The sequence below is a fragment of the Nocardioides silvaticus genome (genome assembly GCF_003160695.1).
In the GTDB taxonomy this organism is placed as follows: domain Bacteria; phylum Actinomycetota; class Actinomycetes; order Propionibacteriales; family Nocardioidaceae; genus Nocardioides; species Nocardioides silvaticus.
The window spans coordinates 17,203-33,326 of sequence record NZ_QGDD01000006.1 but is presented as its reverse complement, the minus strand read 5'-3'; the positions used below and the strand labels follow the sequence as shown (position 1 = coordinate 33,326).

At 72.3% G+C, this 16,124-nt stretch carries 12 protein-coding genes; 4 read left to right on the top strand and 8 right to left on the bottom strand.

The genetic code is table 11. The annotated features are described in order from the left end of the window. Window positions 1-36 precede the first annotated feature (36 nt). The 4 genes from DJ010_RS13545 to DJ010_RS13530 all read right to left on the bottom strand — a co-directional run bounded on the left by DJ010_RS13545 (window position 37) and on the right by DJ010_RS13530 (window position 5,005). A complete protein-coding gene (locus DJ010_RS13545; protein ID WP_109694629.1) occupies window positions 37-723 on the bottom strand; it encodes a response regulator transcription factor in 687 nt (228 codons plus the stop codon). Further along, a complete protein-coding gene (locus DJ010_RS13540; protein ID WP_146207351.1) occupies window positions 720-2,777 on the bottom strand; it encodes a sensor histidine kinase in 2,058 nt (685 codons plus the stop codon). The genes DJ010_RS13545 and DJ010_RS13540 overlap by 4 nt, the downstream gene beginning before the upstream one ends. An 82-nt stretch (window positions 2,778-2,859) precedes the next feature. Continuing rightward, on the bottom strand, window positions 2,860-3,576 hold the full coding sequence (locus DJ010_RS13535; RefSeq protein WP_211318790.1) for a hypothetical protein: 717 nt from the start codon (window positions 3,574-3,576) through the stop codon (window positions 2,860-2,862). An 88-nt stretch (window positions 3,577-3,664) separates the two neighbouring features. Beyond that, complete coding sequence (locus DJ010_RS13530) at window positions 3,665-5,005, bottom strand: protoporphyrinogen/coproporphyrinogen oxidase (protein ID WP_109694626.1); 1,341 nt, start codon at window positions 5,003-5,005, stop codon at window positions 3,665-3,667. Window positions 5,006-5,046: 41 nt separating this feature from the next. On the opposite strand from DJ010_RS13530, the gene DJ010_RS13525 reads away from it, so the two are divergent. Next, window positions 5,047-5,841: an NYN domain-containing protein gene (locus DJ010_RS13525; protein ID WP_109694624.1), complete on the top strand. Its 795-nt coding sequence runs from the start codon at window positions 5,047-5,049 to the stop codon at window positions 5,839-5,841. On the opposite strand, the gene hemE is transcribed toward DJ010_RS13525, so the two are convergent. Further along, window positions 5,826-6,878, bottom strand: a complete 1,053-nt coding sequence (gene hemE / locus DJ010_RS13520) for a uroporphyrinogen decarboxylase (RefSeq protein WP_109694622.1) — start codon at window positions 6,876-6,878, stop codon at window positions 5,826-5,828. The two genes, DJ010_RS13525 and hemE, sit on opposite strands and share 16 nt — an antisense overlap. 104 nt (window positions 6,879-6,982) lie before the next feature. On the opposite strand from hemE, the gene DJ010_RS13515 reads away from it, so the two are divergent. Beyond that, the gene (locus DJ010_RS13515; RefSeq protein ID WP_109694620.1) at window positions 6,983-7,597 is read left to right on the top strand and encodes a DUF3000 domain-containing protein; all 615 of its coding nucleotides are present in this window, start codon (window positions 6,983-6,985) and stop codon (window positions 7,595-7,597) included. Next, entirely contained in the window at window positions 7,597-8,934 is a 1,338-nt protein-coding gene (locus DJ010_RS13510) for an HRDC domain-containing protein (protein ID WP_109694618.1), read from the top strand. Before DJ010_RS13515 ends, DJ010_RS13510 begins: the two co-directional genes overlap by 1 nt. A gap of 1 nt (window position 8,935) precedes the next feature. Here the strand turns inward: DJ010_RS13510 and DJ010_RS13505 are convergent, their stop codons facing one another. The 3 genes from DJ010_RS13505 to hrpA all read right to left on the bottom strand — a co-directional run bounded on the left by DJ010_RS13505 (window position 8,936) and on the right by hrpA (window position 15,265). Further along, complete coding sequence (locus DJ010_RS13505; RefSeq protein WP_158283020.1) at window positions 8,936-10,363, bottom strand: extracellular solute-binding protein; 1,428 nt, start codon at window positions 10,361-10,363, stop codon at window positions 8,936-8,938. Between the two features lie 269 nt (window positions 10,364-10,632). Next, window positions 10,633-11,235 (bottom strand): hypothetical protein, encoded by a 603-nt coding sequence (locus DJ010_RS13500; protein WP_170124648.1) that lies wholly within the window; start codon window positions 11,233-11,235, stop codon window positions 10,633-10,635. Between the two features lie 91 nt (window positions 11,236-11,326). Then, window positions 11,327-15,265, bottom strand: a complete 3,939-nt coding sequence (hrpA, locus tag DJ010_RS13495; protein WP_109694614.1) for an ATP-dependent RNA helicase HrpA — start codon at window positions 15,263-15,265, stop codon at window positions 11,327-11,329. A gap of 152 nt (window positions 15,266-15,417) precedes the next feature. On the opposite strand from hrpA, the gene DJ010_RS22110 reads away from it, so the two are divergent. Then, window positions 15,418-16,119, top strand: coding sequence for a hypothetical protein (locus tag DJ010_RS22110; protein WP_158283019.1), 702 nt, complete (start codon window positions 15,418-15,420; stop codon window positions 16,117-16,119). Window positions 16,120-16,124: the final 5 nt, after the last annotated feature.

Genomic DNA, 16,124 nt, shown 5'->3' with positions numbered 1-16,124 from the left:
GGGGTCGGGTGGGTGAGAGTGACCGATGGGTCACCCTCACCCACCCGACCGTCCGTACCCCGCTTCCCGCGCCTTCACGATCGCGTCGGCCCGTCCCGTCACGCCGAGCTTGGCGTAGATCGCGGAGACGGTGTTGCGGACGGTCTTGTTGGACACGTAGAGCTCGCCGGCGATGTCGTCGTTGGAGCGCCCCGCGGCGACCATCCGGAGCACGGAGCGCTCCCGGTCGGTGAGGTCGGGGAAGGGCTCGTCGGTCTCGGGCCGGGCGCCGGCCCCGGTCAGGAGGAGTCCGATCTGCTGGGCCATCGACGCGCCGAACACGAGGCCGCCGCCGGCCGCGGTGCGGATCGCGTTGTGCACCTCCGCGGCGCCGGAGCCCTTGAGCAGGTAGCCGCACGCACCGGCGCGGATCGCGCTGAGGACGGTGTCGTCGTCCTCGTTCATCGTCAGCATCAGCACCCGGAGCGAGGGCTGCCGACCGACGAGGAACCGGGTCGCCTCGATCCCGTCGAGGTGCGGCATCTGGATGTCCATGACGACGACGTCGGGCGTGGCCTCGGCCACCACGTGCAACGCCTCCCTGCCGTCGGCCGCCGACCCGACGACCTCCACCCCGTCGAGCGCCGAGAGCAACGCGGTCAGGCCGTCGCGGACGATCTGGTGGTCGTCGACCACGACGACCCGGATCGGGAGGGCCGGGCTGCTCGGGCTCGGGGCGGTCACGCGTTGCTCCTCAGTGGTAGGCGGGCACGGACGACGGTGCCGCCGTCCGCGGGACAGGTGATCTCGGCGCGGCCACCGAGCTCGGCGGCGCGCTCGCGGACGCTGACCAGGCCGACCCCGGCCTGCCGGTCCGGCTCGATCCCGACGCCGTCGTCGGCGAGCTCGACCTCGAGCACGTCGTCGACGACGTCGAGGGTGAGGCTGGCCGCGGAGGCTCGGGCGTGGCGGGCGACGTTGGTGAGCGCCTCGCCGACGATCCGGTAGGCGGCGACCTCCACGGCCGCGGGGAGCCCGCCGTCGAGGTCGGGGGCAGCCACCGTCAGCGGCACCTCCAGCCGGTCGGCCTGCTGCTGGATGGCGCCGACCAGCCCCCGGTCGTCGAGCGCCGGCGGTCGGAGGTCGTGGACGAGACGTCGTACGTCGGCGACGACGGCCTGGACGTGCTCGCTCACGTCGGCCAGGCGCTGGCGGGCCTGGTCGGGGTCGGTGTCGATCTGCATCCGGGCGGTCTCGACCTGGAAGACGATGCCGCTGAGCGACGGGCCGAGCCCGTCGTGCAGGTCGCGACGGATCCGGCGGCGTTCCTCCTCGCGAGCCGTCACCAGCCGCTCACGGCTCTGCTGGACCTCCTCGGCCAGCTGGTTGGTGCGGACCGCCGTCGCCGCCTGCCGGACCAGGTCGCCGAGCAGCTGCTCGTCGCGCGCCGTCAGCCGGCTGCGGACACCCTTGGCCGGCAGCACCAGCCGGCCGATGTCGGCCCCGCGGTAGGTGATCGGCAGGGTGCGGACAGCGTCGGGCCGCTCGCCGTGGGTGGTCACCACTCGCTCGCCGTTGGTCCAGTCGACCTCGAGGCTGACGAACCGGACGCCGAACGCGGTCGCGACGGCGCGGGCGACTTCCGACAGCTGCTCGGCCGCGTCGTCGGTGTTCTCGAGCGTCGACGACAGGCCGGCCAGCGCGTCGTACCGGTTGCCCCGCTCGCCGAGCATCCGCCGTCGGACGGCCGAGGCCAGCCGTTGCCGAAGCGGTCCGTAGAGGACGACCGCGACGACCAGCACCACCGCGACCACCTGGGCCTGGGTGAGGTCGTCGTCGAGAGTCAGCGTGAGCAGGGCCAGCAGGGCGGCGTCGGCGGCGACCAGGACCGCTAGGAGCACCGCGATGACGATCGTCCGACCCAGCAGGTCCTCGATCGACACGAGCTGCGGGCGCACGATCGCGACCGTCATCGCCGCTCCGGGGAGCACCATCGCGATGATGATCGACGCGTAGTCGGTGCCCTCCACGTCGACGACGAACGTGACGGTGAGCTGGTAGGCCACGATCACGACGGCGCTCCAGGCCAGCCAGCGCATCCGGTCCCGGGTGATCCCGGTGGACAGGCGGTAGCGGATGATCACCAGCGCGAGAGCGGTCGCGAAGGCCGCGAGCAGGACGCCGAGGACGACAGGCCGGAGAGTGTCGGCGACGCCGGTCAGGGCGTTGATGGTGACCGGGTCCACGTCGATCTCGGGCGGGAGCGACCGCATGTTCTCGGCGAGCTCCTGCTCCAGCGGCATCACCAGGATCGCCAGGCCGCCGACGGCGCCGATGCCGAGAGCGATCCGACCGAGCAGGCCGGGGAGGCCCGGGAGCAGGCGTCCGTTGGGGAACACCAGCACCAGCGCCATGATCGAGATCGGCAGGAAGACCCCGAACCGCTCGAGGAACCACACGGCGAAGGTCATGCTCGGCCAGAGACGGTCGTCGGTCACCCCGGCGCGGATGTAGGACTGGGCGAGCCCGTCGAGCACCCAGAACAGGCCCAGCAACCCGAGCAGCCACCCGAACATCCGGGCGTCGTCGCCACGCAGGATCGGTACGGCGAGGACGGCGAGAATGACGCCGTTGAGCGCGAACGGCCAACCCGGGTCGCCGGCGTAGCGCACCCCGGCGCCGGTGCTGGGTGCGGCGACGTCGAGGGCAACCGCGAGGGCGAACAGCACGCAGCACACGACCGGGAGCGCGAACACCCCCGCCGTGCGCATGATCGCGTCCCGGTCCTCCCTCAGCACCGGGACAGTGTGCAGCCGATCCGGCCCCGTCGGGGCCGGATCGGCTGTGGTCTCGTGCCGCGCCTTGCGGGTCACCGCGGGCTCACCGGCCGCGGAAGGCCTTGTCGCCCACCAGGAAGCCGAGCGCCACGACGGTGAGACCGACCGGGCCGGTGAAGCCCGCCATGTACTGCAGCGGAGAGATCCCGGCCAGCAGGGTGATGCCGCCGCCGACCAGGCCGACGATGCCGAGCCAGCGCGCGACGCCGCCGCTGCGGGAGAGCACGAACAGGGCGAGACCGGAGAGGCCGAGCAGGCCCCAGCACCACGGGATGGTCGCGATCCAGTGGCCGTAGAACGAGGCGTTGGACGGGTCGACGAACACCTCGTCGTCGGCGAACGCGAACACGAACTCGGTGTCGAGGCCGGCGCCGAGGAACAGGGTCAGCGCGGTGCCGAGCACCCCGGTCGCGGCGACGGCGGGCACCAGGCTGTCCGGCCCGGCGGTGGCCCGCAGCCGGCGGAACAGCCCGGCGGCGAAGACGACCATCAGGGCCGCGCTGATCACGGCCAGCACGTGGAAGGCCAGGATCTGCGGCACCTGGTTGTTGAACTCCTCGAGCAGCTTCTCGGTCGACCAGTCGGCCTCCTGCTCGTAGCTGACGGTCACCTGCAGGGAGGCGACGATCGCGCCGATGCCGGTGAGGCCGGCGCCGAGACCGGCGAGCGCCCAGCGGGTGGAGGCGGCCGGGGCCGGGATCGGGTGGTCCGGTCCGTTCGGGAGGTCCGAACGGACGGGGTGGGTGACGTGCGTGGTCATCGAGGTCTTTCCTCTCGGGAACGATCGGGTGCGATGACCTGAGGTTCGCGGGCCGGCTGTCCCGGCTCCCAGGGACAGGACGGCAGACCTACCGGGACAGGGCGGCAGCAGCGGCGTGCCCGGAGGCGATGCAGGCCGGGATGCCGACGCCGTCGTAGGCCGCACCGCAGACCGCGAGCCCCGGCACAGCGGCGACAGCGGCGCGGATCCTGGCGATCCTTTCGCTGTGCCCGACCCAGTACTGCGGGAGCCCGGCACCCCACCGCTGGACGACCGCGTCGACCGGCGCGGCCGTCAGGCCGGTCGCGGCCGCGAGGTCGGTGAGCGAGGCGCGGACGAGCTCGTCGTCGGGGACCTGGAGGGTGGCCTCCTCACCGAAGCGGCCCAGCGAGGTGCGCAGCACCAGCAGGCCGTCCGCGGCCTCCCGCACCCAGTCCCACTTGGCGAAGGAGAAGGTCGACGCCTTCACGGCGCGCCCGTCGACAGGGGGCACCAGGAAGCCCGAGGCGCCCACGTCGAGCGCCTCGGCGACACCCGGGGCGGAGGCGTCGAAGGCGAAGGTCACCACGGCCACGGACGCGTAGCCGATGCGCTCCAGCTCGGCGGCTGCCGTCGGGGCGAGGTCGCCGAGCAGCCGGGCGGTCGGCGCCGCGGGCGTGGCGAGCACGAGCGCGTCGGCGGCTTCGTCGCCGCCCGCCGTGGCGACCACGAACCCGTAGCCGGTGCGACGGACCGCGGTGACCGGGCTGCCGACCCGGACCTCGACCCCGGGCTGGGCCCGCAGGTCGTCCGCGGCGGCCGCGACCAACCGCCACATGCCGCCGTCGACCGCAGCGAAGACGGGGGGCGCGTCCGGGGGCGGCACGGGCAGCGTGAACTCCGTCCGCCCGAGCAGGTCAGCCAGCTGGGGCACCGCCGAGCGGATCGAGATCTGCCGTGCCTGCCCGGCGTAGACGCCACCGAGCAGCGGCTCGACCAGCCGGTCGACGACCTCCGGGCCGAACCGCTGGGCCACCGCCTCGCCGACCGACTCGTCGCCGGTGACCTGCTGGACGAGCTGGCGGCGGGCCCGCGCCATGCCGTCGGGCGAGAGGATCCCGGCCCGCTCGAGCTGGTCCAGGTCGAGCGGCGCCCCCATCAGCGTGCGCGGCAGCGGCCGCAGCGCGTCGCGGGTCCAGATCCGCGAGGAGGCGGGCGTGGGGTGCGTCAGCGGCAGCGCGAGCTCCGTGGCGAGCGCGACGCCTTCCGGCCGCCGGTTGATCATCGCCTCGGCTCCGACGTCGACGGCGGTCCCGGACACCTCTCCGCGGCGCAGCTTGCCGCCGACCTCGCCGGTCGCCTCGAGCACCAGCACGTCCACGCCGGTCTCGGCCAGGTCGCGGGCAGCGGTCAGTCCGCTGACGCCCCCGCCGACCACGACCACCCGCACGGATCCAGCGTGGCAGACGTCCGCACGACATGATGACGTGCATGGCCGACTCCAACGCTCGACTCGCGGTTCTGATCGACGCCGACAACACCTCGCCCAAGCACGCCGCCGCCCTGTTCGACGAGCTGGCGAGCTATGGCGTCGCCACCGTGAAGCGGGCGTACGGCGACTGGACGACGCCACAGCTCAACGGCTGGAAGACGGCGCTGAACCAGCACGCGATCGTGCCGATCCAGCAGTTCGCCTACACCGTGGGCAAGAACGCGACCGACTCCGCGCTCATCATCGACGCGATGGACATCCTCCACACCGGCAGCGTCGACGGGTTCGCGCTGGTGTCGAGCGACAGCGACTTCACGCGCCTGGCGACCCGGCTCCGCGAGTCGGGGAAGACCGTCTACGGCCTCGGGATGCGCAAGACCCCCGCCTCGCTGGTGGCTGCGGTCGACCAGTTCATCTATCTCGAGGTGATCGGCGACCAACCGGCGACGGCGCAGACAGACGACCCGACGGAGGAGCAGGCACCCCTGCCCAACCTGCAAAGCCTGCTGACGCGAGCGATCAACGCGTCGTCCGGGGACGACGGTGTGGTCCGCGTCAGCACGCTCGGCAACTACCTACGCTCGGCGAGCGCGTCGTTCGACCCGCGGCTCTACGGTGAGCCCAAGCTGTCGACCCTCCTCCAGGCCCAGGGCTACTTGACGGTGACCGGGTCCGGCAGCGGGTTGGAGGTCGCCCTGAAGGGCGCCACCAACAAGACGACCGCCAAGAAGGCACCGGGGAAGAAGGCGACTGCCAAGAAGGCATCCGCCAATAAGGCTCAGTCCAAGGGGTAGGACTGGACGAACTCGGTCAGTCGCGCGAGCTGGTCGGGGTCGGTCGACGGGATGACGCCGTGGCCGAGGTTGAAGACGTGGCCCCGGGCGGACCGGCCGGCCTCGATGACCTCGGCGGCGCGGGCGGTCATCACGTCGGTCGGCGCGAAGACGAGGGTGGGGTCGAGGTTCCCCTGGACCGCCCTGTCGCCGACGAGCGGGATCGCCGAGGCGAGCGGCGTGCGCCAGTCGACACCGACCACGTCGGCGCCGGCCTCGCCCATGAGGCCGAGCAGGTTCGTCGTACCGACGCCGAAGTGGATGCGCGGGACGCCGAGCTCGCCGATCCGCGCCAGCACCGCGGCGGAGTGCGGCATCACGTACTGCTGGTAGTCGGCGGGCGTCAGCGCGCCGGCCCACGAGTCGAACAGCTGGACGGCCGAAGCGCCGGCGGCGACCTGCACCTCCAGGAAGGCCGCGGAGATCCCGGCGATCTTGCGCATCAGGGCGTCCCACACGTCCGGGGCGCCGAACATGAGCGCCTTGGTCCGCGCGTGCTCCTTGGACGGCCCGCCCTCGACGAGGTACGACGCCACGGTGAACGGCGCGCCCGCGAACCCGATGAGCGGGGTGCCGCCGTTGGTCACGCCCAGCTCCCCGACCAGGTTCTGCACCGCCCGGGTGATGAACGGGACGTGCTCGGGAGTCAGGTCGGGGATCGCCTCGACGTCGGCGAGCGTCCGCACCGGGTCGGCGACGACGGGGCCGACCCCCGGCTTGATGTCGATGTCGACACCGACCGCCTTGAGCGGCAACACGATGTCGGAGAAGAAGATGGCCGCGTCGACGCCGTACCGCCGTACCGGCTGCAGGGTGATCTCGGTGACCAGGTCGGCGTCCATGCACGACTCGAGCATGGTGGTGCCCTCGCGGACGGCGAGGTACTCCGGCAGCGAGCGGCCCGCCTGCCGCATGAACCACACCGGCGTGTGCGGCACCGGCTCGCCGCGCACGGCCTTGAGGAAGGCGCTGTCGCTGAGGTCGTGAGGATCGCTCATAGCGGGCTCAGCGTCTCAGGTCGGCGGGCGCCGCGCACATCGGCGGGCTCCCGGGGGCGGCGTGGCTCAGGTCCGATCCCGCCGATGTCTCCTATGGTGGATTCATGGTCGCCCGCCAGGAGACGCACCAGGGGTCCGGCGCGGCCGGGGAGCCCCCGGAGTTCGCCGCTGCCGTGGCAGCGATGCGTGCGGCGGTGCTGCGCCCCGAGATCTTCTGCGAGGAGATGCCGGCGCCACAGCGGATCGCGCCGTTCGCGACGGCGATGTCGGCCGACGTGACGGTGGACGGCGAGGAGGTCGCGACCGGCCGGATCGTGCTGCTCCACGACCCCGCGGGCAACGAGGCGTGGAACGGCACGTTCCGCTGCGTGGCCTACTGCCGGGCCGAGATCGACCACGCGCTGGCCACCGATCCGATGCTCACCGACGTGGGCTGGACCTGGCTGGCCGAGGCGCTCGCGGCCCACGAGGCGGCCCACACGGCGCTGTCGGGCACGGTGACCCGGGTGGCGACGGAGAGCTACGGAACGATGGCGGGCGACGGCGGGTCCGCCCAGCTGGAGGTCCGTGCGTCGTGGACGCCGACCGACGCACCCGCCCTCGCCGCCCACGTCGAGGCCTGGGCCGAGCTGCTCTGCACGGCCGGTGGGCTGGAGCCGGTGCCGGACGGAGTCGCGGTGATGCCCTCGCGTCGCGGACAGCGGGGCGCCACGCTCTGATGCCGGACAAGCCCAACCCCGACGCAGCCGAGGAGGCGAGCGCGCCGGAGCCCGAGGTCGCGCTGCTCACCCTCGCCGACGGTCTCCCGCCGGTCATCGACACCGACGAGGAGCTGCGCGCCTACACGACCGAGCTCGCGAAGGGCAGCGGCCCGGTGGCGATCGACGCCGAGCGGGCGTCGGGCTACCGCTACTCCAACCGGGCGTACCTGATCCAGGTACGACGCGAGGGCGCCGGCACCGCGCTCATCGACCCGATCCCGCTGTCGACGCTCGCGCCGCTCCAGGAGGCGATCGGCGAGTCCGAGTGGATCCTGCACGCGGCGACCCAGGACCTCCCGTGCCTGGCGGAGGTCGGCCTGACCCCCGCGGTGCTCTTCGACACCGAGCTGGCCGGGCGGCTGCTCAACTACCCGCGGGTGGGGCTGGCGACCTTGGTCGAGACGCTGCTCGGCGCGCGGATGAAGAAGGAGCACTCCGCGGTCGACTGGTCGACCCGGCCCCTGCCCGAGCCGTGGCTGGAGTACGCCGCGCTGGACGTCGAGGTGCTCGTCGACCTGCGCAACGTGCTGGCCGACCAGCTGGTCGAAGCCGGCAAGGACGACTGGGCCCGCCAGGAGTTCGACAACCTCCGCTCGTTCGAGCCGACGGTGCGCGTGGAGGCCTGGCGTCGTACCTCCGGGCTGCACAAGGTCCGCGGCCGGCGAGCCCTCGGAGCCGTCCGCGCGCTCTGGGAGGCGCGGGACGAGCTCGCCCGCGAGCGCGACGTGACGCCCGGCCGGCTGATCCCCGACTCCGCGATCGTCGCGGCGGCGACCGCCATGCCGACCAACCGCGGCGCGATGATGTCGACGCCCGGCTTCCACGGGCGCGGCGCCTCCCGCTTCGCGCCGGTCTGGCTGGCGGCGATCAAGGCCGCGGCCGAGATGCCGGAGGCCGACCTGCCCTCGCGCACCCCGCGGGGCGACGGCCCGCCGGCGCCGCGCGCGTGGGCCGAGAAGAACCCGGTCGCGGCACGCCGTCTCGAGCTGGCCCGGGCGGCCGTCGCCGCACTTGCCGAGGAGCACCAGCTGCCGGCCGAGAACCTGCTCACCCCCGACCACCTGCGGCGGGTGATGTGGGAGCCGCCCGCGACCCGCGAGCCGGTCGAGTTGCTGGAGCGGCTGATCGACCAGCTCGGCGCCCTCGGGTCCCGCAGTTGGCAGATCGGGCTGACCGCTCCCGCGCTGGCGCGGGCGGTCATCGACGCCGAGGACGAGAAGAAGGCGAAGAAGGCCAAGGCCGCCAGGGCCTCCGAGAAGATCGAGAAGGCCGAGAAGGCCGAGAAGGCCGACTGACCTAGCCGCCGTCCCCGGTCTCGCCGTCGCTCGGGTCCGGGCTCCCTGTCTCACCCGGGCCGCCGGGGTCGTCGGTCTCCCCGGGCTCGTCGGGGTCCTCCGGGTCGAGCACGGCCCGCGACTTCTCGTCGATCAGCTCCAGGTCGGCCTCGAGGTCCTCCAGCAACGGCTGGGTGAGCAGCCGCTCGAGGTCGGGGTCGACGGCCGCCTCCAGCTCGGGCCAGCCCTCCAGCAGCGGCGGCAGCACGATCGAGCGGATCGCGTTCACGAACACCCGCGCGTTGGCCGGCTGCAGGTGCGGTTGCAGGAAGGCGTCGGAGAAGTTGACGTCGACCTTGGTCGGCATCACGTAGCCGGTCTCGGCCATCGTCGTCACGGCCTCGTCGCTGAGCAGGTTGACGAGGAAGTCGGCCGACTGCTCGACCCGGTCCTGCGGACCCTCGGCCACGCACACCCCGGTCAGGTCGCCGATCGTGGCATCGTCGTCGAGCTCCGGCATCGGCATCACGTCGAAGGCGAGGCCGGGGACGTTGCGCAGCGTGGGCGTGAGGTCGCGGAAGCCGGCCACCATGCCGAGCTTGCCGTCCTTGAAGTAGTCGAGGGCGGTCTGCGACCGCAGCTGGCGGTTGCTGAGGGTGATCGTCGGGTCGCGCAGCACCTCGAGGGTCTGGCGCAGCGCGTCGGCGGACTCGCCGTCGGCCAGGGCGAGCGACGTCGGGTCGTCGTCGTCGTCGAACATCTCGCCGCCGCCGGCGTACACGAACGGCGCCAGGCCCTGCAGCGTCGGCTCGATGTAGACGCCCTTGGACTCCTTGCGCGGGCGGCTGGCGAACTCCGCGGCCGCGCGGAACATCTCGAGCGTCCAGTACTCGCGGTCCTCCGGCGGCACGGGTAGCTCCCGGGCTGCCATCCGCTCGAAGTCGATCAGGTCGGTGTTGTAGTAGATGACCATCGGCGAGCCGGCGTACGGCATGCACTGCAGGTCGTCCTCGGCGGAGAACGCCGAGATCGCGTCGCGCGGGAACTCGTCGCCGAACGCCACACCGCGGGCGTCGAGCAGGTCGAGGAGCGGGCGGTTGCGGTCGGCCTCGAGGGTCTCCGCCAGCTCGTCGCGGGGCAGGAGGTAGAGGTCGGGGGTGACCTCGCCGGACCGGATGTCGGCGAGCATCGCGTTGGGGTCGGGCCAGGCCTCGACGTGCACGTCGACGACCTCGGACTCACGGTTGTAGGCGGCGACGATCTCCTCGAAGGCGTCGACCTCGGCCTCGTTGCCCCACACGGCGAACACCAGCCGCGCCATCCCCGGCGCCTTGGTGGGAGAACCGTTGCCCCCCTTCTGCGGCGGGCCCTCGCTGTCGGCGTAGAGGACCATCGCCACGACCACGCTGATGGCGACGACGACCACGGCCGCGTACGTGCGCCAGTCCAAGCGCGCCAAGCTGAACATCGGTTGTGGTCTCCCCTGGTCGTGTGCCCGGGCCACCCTACCGAGCGGTAGGCGCCCACCACGACAGGGTTAAGCGGCGGGGACGGCGGGCCGGCAGCGTCGCGCACGATGGTGCGGCACGCTCGGCCGGGTCGAAGTCGTCGAGTGCGCCGGACCGGGAGCGCCTCACGGCGCGTGGCCGCTCTTGGCGGCTGATTTTGGGACCCGGGGCTGCCACAGCCCGGCGCACTCGTAGTCCCATTGTAACGGCGCTACCCCAACCCGCGGGCCAGCTCCACATGTCCGGCCGACTCGAGCTGTTCGGCCAGGCCGAGCATCCGTCGTACGTCGTCGTGGCTGGTCCCGGGAAGCGCGGCGCGACCGGTCGCGACGACCCGGGCGAAGGCCGCCGCGCGGAAGAGCACGTCGGCGAAGTCACCGGCGGCGATGCCGCCGAGGACCTGGTCGATCATCGCCCGCAGCTCGTCGGGGCCGGGCGGGTCGGCCACCCCGGCGACGACCCGGGCGACCTGGGCCGCGGACCGTCCGGCCTCGAACTCGCGGGCCACCGCCGCCGGATCGGCGTAGACCCACGACCGCAGCAGGTAGAGGCGCCACAGGCAGCCGGCCAGCGAGTCGGGAGGCGAGCCCGACCAGACCTCGGCGATCGCCTCGATCCCCTCGGTGTCGGCGAGGTGGACCAGGCGGTCGGCGACGGCCGCGTCGTCGCTCGCGCGGGCGCCGCGCACCAGCAGGATCGCGGCCCGGTCGGCCGCCTCCTGCAACAGCTCGGGGTCGGCACCCTCGGCGAACCCCTCGAAGAAGCTCCCCGTGCGCGTGATCGGACGATGGTGTGGCCGCTCTCCCTCACCCATCCCGTCAGCGTACGGCGGGCGGGATAGTCCCTGACGAAAAGCACCTCCGGCGGCCGAGTTCAGGTGCTTTTCGTCAGGGACTATCGCCGGTTCAGGCCTCGAGCAGCTTGCGGATCCGGACGTCGCTGACCTTGCCGGCGGTGCCGAGCTGCGGCGCCCAGAGGGAGACGCGGAACTCCTCGAGCTGCCAGCGCACCTGGCGCAGGGCGGAGCCGGGCGGGCGGCCAGCGGGGAGGGCCTCGATCCGGTGCAGGTAGGCCTCCTGGAGCGGCTGCACGCGGTCGAGCCGGTCGCGGTCGCGGGCGACGGCCAGGCCGCCCTCACCGAGCTGCTCGCGGCGACGGCGGATCGCGGCGAGGTAGACGGGGTAGCGGCGCAGCTGGGCGGCGCCCGCCTCGCCGACGAACCCCTCGGGCACCAGCCGCGCGAGCTGGGCCTGCATGTCGCTCAGCGCCGGCAGCAGCGCCAGCTCGGCACGCCCGCTCAGCAGCCGGTCGGTCTCGCGGTGTCCGTCGAGCACCCGGAACAGGTCGGGCAGGAGCGCCCGGACGCTGCCGGCCGCATCCGCCCGGAGCGAGGCCAGCAGCGCGTCGTACTCCTGCTGAGTGCGGAGGATCTCCTGCTGCTGCGCGGCGTCGACGGCGTCGACGACCACCGCCCGCAGGCAGTCGGCGAGCAGCGCCTGCACGGAGGAGTACGACGTGCCGGCCAGCCGCAGCTTCTCCTCGTTGGAGAGGTCGTTCGGGTCGACGCGACCGTCGCCGTCGAGACCCAGGAGGACCAGCCGGACCAGCCCGAGCCGGTGCCGGGCATCGCGCTCCTCCGCGGACCCGAAGACCTGGAGGCCGACGGTTTCACCCTCGTCGACCAGCCCGGGGAAGGCCTCGACCTCGTGGCCGGCCCGGGTCCAGGTCGCCGTCCGCTCGATCTTGCCGAACACCCAGGAGGTCTCGCCGGTGCGGGCGACCCCGCTGTCGGCGGCCACCTCGGCCATCGCCTTCTCGAACCGCGGCTGCAGCGGAGCCTTGAGCGCGGTCAGGTCCTTGCCGCGGGCCTGCTCGCGGCCCTTCTCGTCGACGACCCGGTAGGTCGGGCGCAGGTGCGGGGCGAGGGAGCCCAGGTCCCAGGCCTCGCGAGGGACGTGGACACCAGTGGTGGACCGCAGGTAGCGCTCGAGGGCGTCCAGGAGGGACTCCTCGCCCGCCGGGACCTGGGCGAGGAACTGGCGCGCGGTGTTGGGCGCCGGGACGAAGTTCACCCGCAGCTGCTTCGGCAAGCTCCGGAGCAGCTCGGTGACCAGCTCCTCGCGCAGGCCCGGGACGTTCCAGGAGAAGTCCTCGTCGCCGACCCGGTTCAGCACGGCCACCGGCACGTCGACCGTGATGCCGTCGTCGGCGGCGCCCGGCTCGAAGTGGTAGCTGAGGTCGAACGTCAGCCCGCCGTCACCCACCCACTGCTCCGGGTAGTCCTGCTCGGTGACCTCGGCCGCCGCGTCGTGGGTGAGCATCGCGGGGTCGAACGTCAGCAGGTCCGGGCGCTCCCGACGTGCCTGCTTCCACCACTGGTCGAAGTGCGCGCCGCTGACCACCTCGGCGCCGACCCGCGCGTCGTAGAAATCGAAGAGCGTGTGCTCGTCGACGACCAGGTCGCGGCGGCGGGCGCGGTGCTCGAGCTCCTCGACCTGCTGGAGCAGCCTGCGGTTGTCGTGGAAGAACTGATGCCGGGTCGACCACTCGCCGTAGACCAGGGCGTGCCGGATGAAGATCTCGCGGGCGAGGGCGCGGTCGACCTTGCCGAAGGAGATCAGCCGGTCCGCGACCAGCGGCACGCCGTACAGCGTCACCCGCTCGCGGGCCATCACCGCCTGCCGCTTCTGCGACCAGTGCGGCTCGGAGTAGGTCCGCTTCACGAGGTGGGCGCCGAGCCGCTCGGCCCACTCTGGCTCGATGGCGGCGTTCTGGCGGGCCCAGAGCCGTCCGGTCTCGACCAGCTCGAAGGCCATCAGGAACTGCGGGTTCTTCCGGGCCAGTCCGCTGCCGGGGAAGATCGCGAACTTCGCGCCGCGGGCACCGAGGTACTCCCGCGGCCCCGGCCGCCTCCGGTCCGCCCGGCCCTTGTTGGTCGAGCCTGTCGAGACCTTCTCCCGCTCCTCCAGCAGGCCGACGTGGCTCAGCAGCCCGGACAGCAGCGCCTGGTGGATGCCGTCGGCGTCGGGCTCGCCCTCGCCCTTCTCGATCCGCAGGCCCATCTCCTTGGCGACCTGCCGCAGCTGGCTCTGGAACTCCTGCCACTCGCGGACCCGCAGGTAGTGGAGGTACTCGCGCTTGCACATCCGCCGGAACGCGCTGCCGGACAGCTCGCGCTGCTGCTGCTTGAGGTAGCGCCAGAGGTTGAGCCAGGTCAGGAAGTCCGAGCCCTCGGCCTTGAACCGGGCGTGCGCCTGGTCGGCCCGCGCCTGCTCCGCCGGCTGGTCCGCGCCCGGCCGCTCCCGCGGGTCCTGCAGCGACAGCGCCGCCACGATGACCAGCACGTCCCGCACGCACCCGAGCCGCTCCGCCTCCAGCAGCATCCGCCCGAGTCGCGGGTCGATCGGTAGCCGCGCCAACCGCTGCCCGACCTTCGTGAGTCGTTGATTCCTGTCTCGTGGCCGGTCGAATCGTCCCTCGTGGCGGGACGAGTCGTTGCTCGTGGCGAGCGCGCCGAGCTCCTCGAGCAGCTGCTGGCCGGCCTGGATGTTGCGCCTGTCCGGCGGCTCGACGAAGGGGAACCGGCCCACGTCGCCGAGTCCGAGCGAGGTCATCTGGAGGATGACCGAGGCGAGGTTGGTCCGCAGGATCTCGGGATCGGTGAACTCCGGCCGGCCCTCGAAGTCCTCCTCGCTGTAGAGGCGGATCGCGATGCCCGCCGCGACCCGCCCGCACCGTCCCGACCGCTGGTTGGCCGACGCCTGGCTGATCGGCTCGATCGGCAGTCGCTGCACCTTGGTCCGCGAGGAGTACCGCGAGATGCGCGCGACGCCCGTGTCGACGACGTAACGGATGCCGGGCACGGTCAGCGAGGTCTCCGCGACGTTGGTCGCGAGCACCACCCGGCGACGGGAGTCGCGCGCCGGCGCGAAGACGCGGTGCTGCTCGGCGGCCGACAGCCGCGAGTAGAGAGGGAGTACGTCGACGCCGGGCACCGCGCCGCGGTGGTCGAGCTTGTCGAGACCCTGGAGCGCCTCGGCCGTGTCGCGGATCTCGCGCTCGCCGGGAAGGAACACGAGCACGTCGCCGGGTCCCTCGGCCGAGAGCTCCTTGACCGCCTCAACGATCGCCTCGGTCTGGTCCCGGACGATCGGCTCTCCTTCCTCGTCCTCCTCCGGCAGCTCGACGAGCGGCCGGTAGCGGACCTCGACGGGGTAGGTGCGGCCGGAGACCTCGACGATCGGCGCCGGCTTCCCGTCCTTGTCGGAGAAGTGCTCGGCGAACCTTTCGGGGTCGATGGTGGCGCTGGTGATGATCAGCTTGAGGTCGGGTCGCTTGGGGAGCAGCTGGCGCAGGTAGCCGAGCAGGAAGTCGATGTTGAGGCTGCGCTCGTGCGCCTCGTCGATGATGATCGTGTCGTACCGCTTGAGCATCCGGTCGCGCTGCAGCTCGGCGAGCAGGATGCCGTCGGTCATGACCTTGACCCGGCTCGTCTTCGACGTGCGGTCCGTGAACCGGACCTGGTAGCCCACCAGGTCACCGAGCTCGGTCCCGAGCTCCTCGGCGATCCGCTCCGACACCGCCCGTGCCGCGATCCGGCGCGGCTGGGTGTGCCCGATCATCCGCGGGCGACCGTCGTCCCCCGGTGTGCCGCGACCGAGCTCGAGGCAGATCTTCGGGAGCTGCGTCGTCTTCCCCGACCCGGTCTCCCCCGCCACGATCACGACCTGGTGGTCGTTGATCGCCTTCGCGATGTCGTCGCGTCGGGCGCTGACCGGCAGGTCCGGCGGGTAGGTGATGTTCACGGCAGAGGCATTCTCCCTGGTGCGCCCTGAACCGGCCATTCGGTTTCCTTGGACAGCGCGTACCGCAAATACCACAGGTGGTCCCGACCGCTCACCGGAAGTGTTTGGGATCACACCGGATGGTTACTGCGCTCGTGGAGGGAGAGGTCGCCCGCTGTTCCAGGGAGGGAGCACGGCGTCGGCCTATCGACATGCCTATTTCCACAGCAAAGATCGCTGCCGGGGTTGCCGGCGGCTACCTGCTCGGACGGACCAAAAAGCTCAAGCTCGCACTGACTATGGCCGGTCTGCTCGCAGGCAAGAAGCTGGCACCGGACCCGAAGGCGCTCGCGAGCAAGCTCGGCGATGGCGACCCCGAGGTCGCCCAGCGACTCACGGGAGCAGCCAAGCAGCTGGCGCTGGCGACCGCTGCCTCGCGGGTCGAGGCGGTGACCGAGAAGCTCGGTGGCGCGAACGGCCGGGCGAGCAGCAGCGACGACGACGACGAGCCTGATGAACCCGACGAGGCCGACGAGACCGACGAGACCGACGAGACCGACGAGACCGACGAGTCGAGCGATTCCGGCAGCCGGTCGTCGGGCGACCGGTCGCGCAAGCGGACCAGTTCGGCGAAGAAGTCCAGCTCGCCGAGGAAGTCCGGATCGGCGCAGAAGTCGAGCCCGGCCAAGAAGGCGAGCCCGGCGAAGAAGTCGAGCCCGGCGAAGAAGTCGAGCGCCGCCAAGAAGTCGAGCGCCGCCAAGAAGTCGAGCGCCGCCAAGAAGTCGAGTCCGGCGAAGAAGTCGAGCCCGGCGAAGAAGTCCAGCGCCGCCAAGAAGTCCGGTCCGGCCAGGAAGTCGGGCTCGTCCCGCAGGTCCGGCTCGTCCACGAGGTCGACCGCCTCGTCGAAGCGGTGATGACG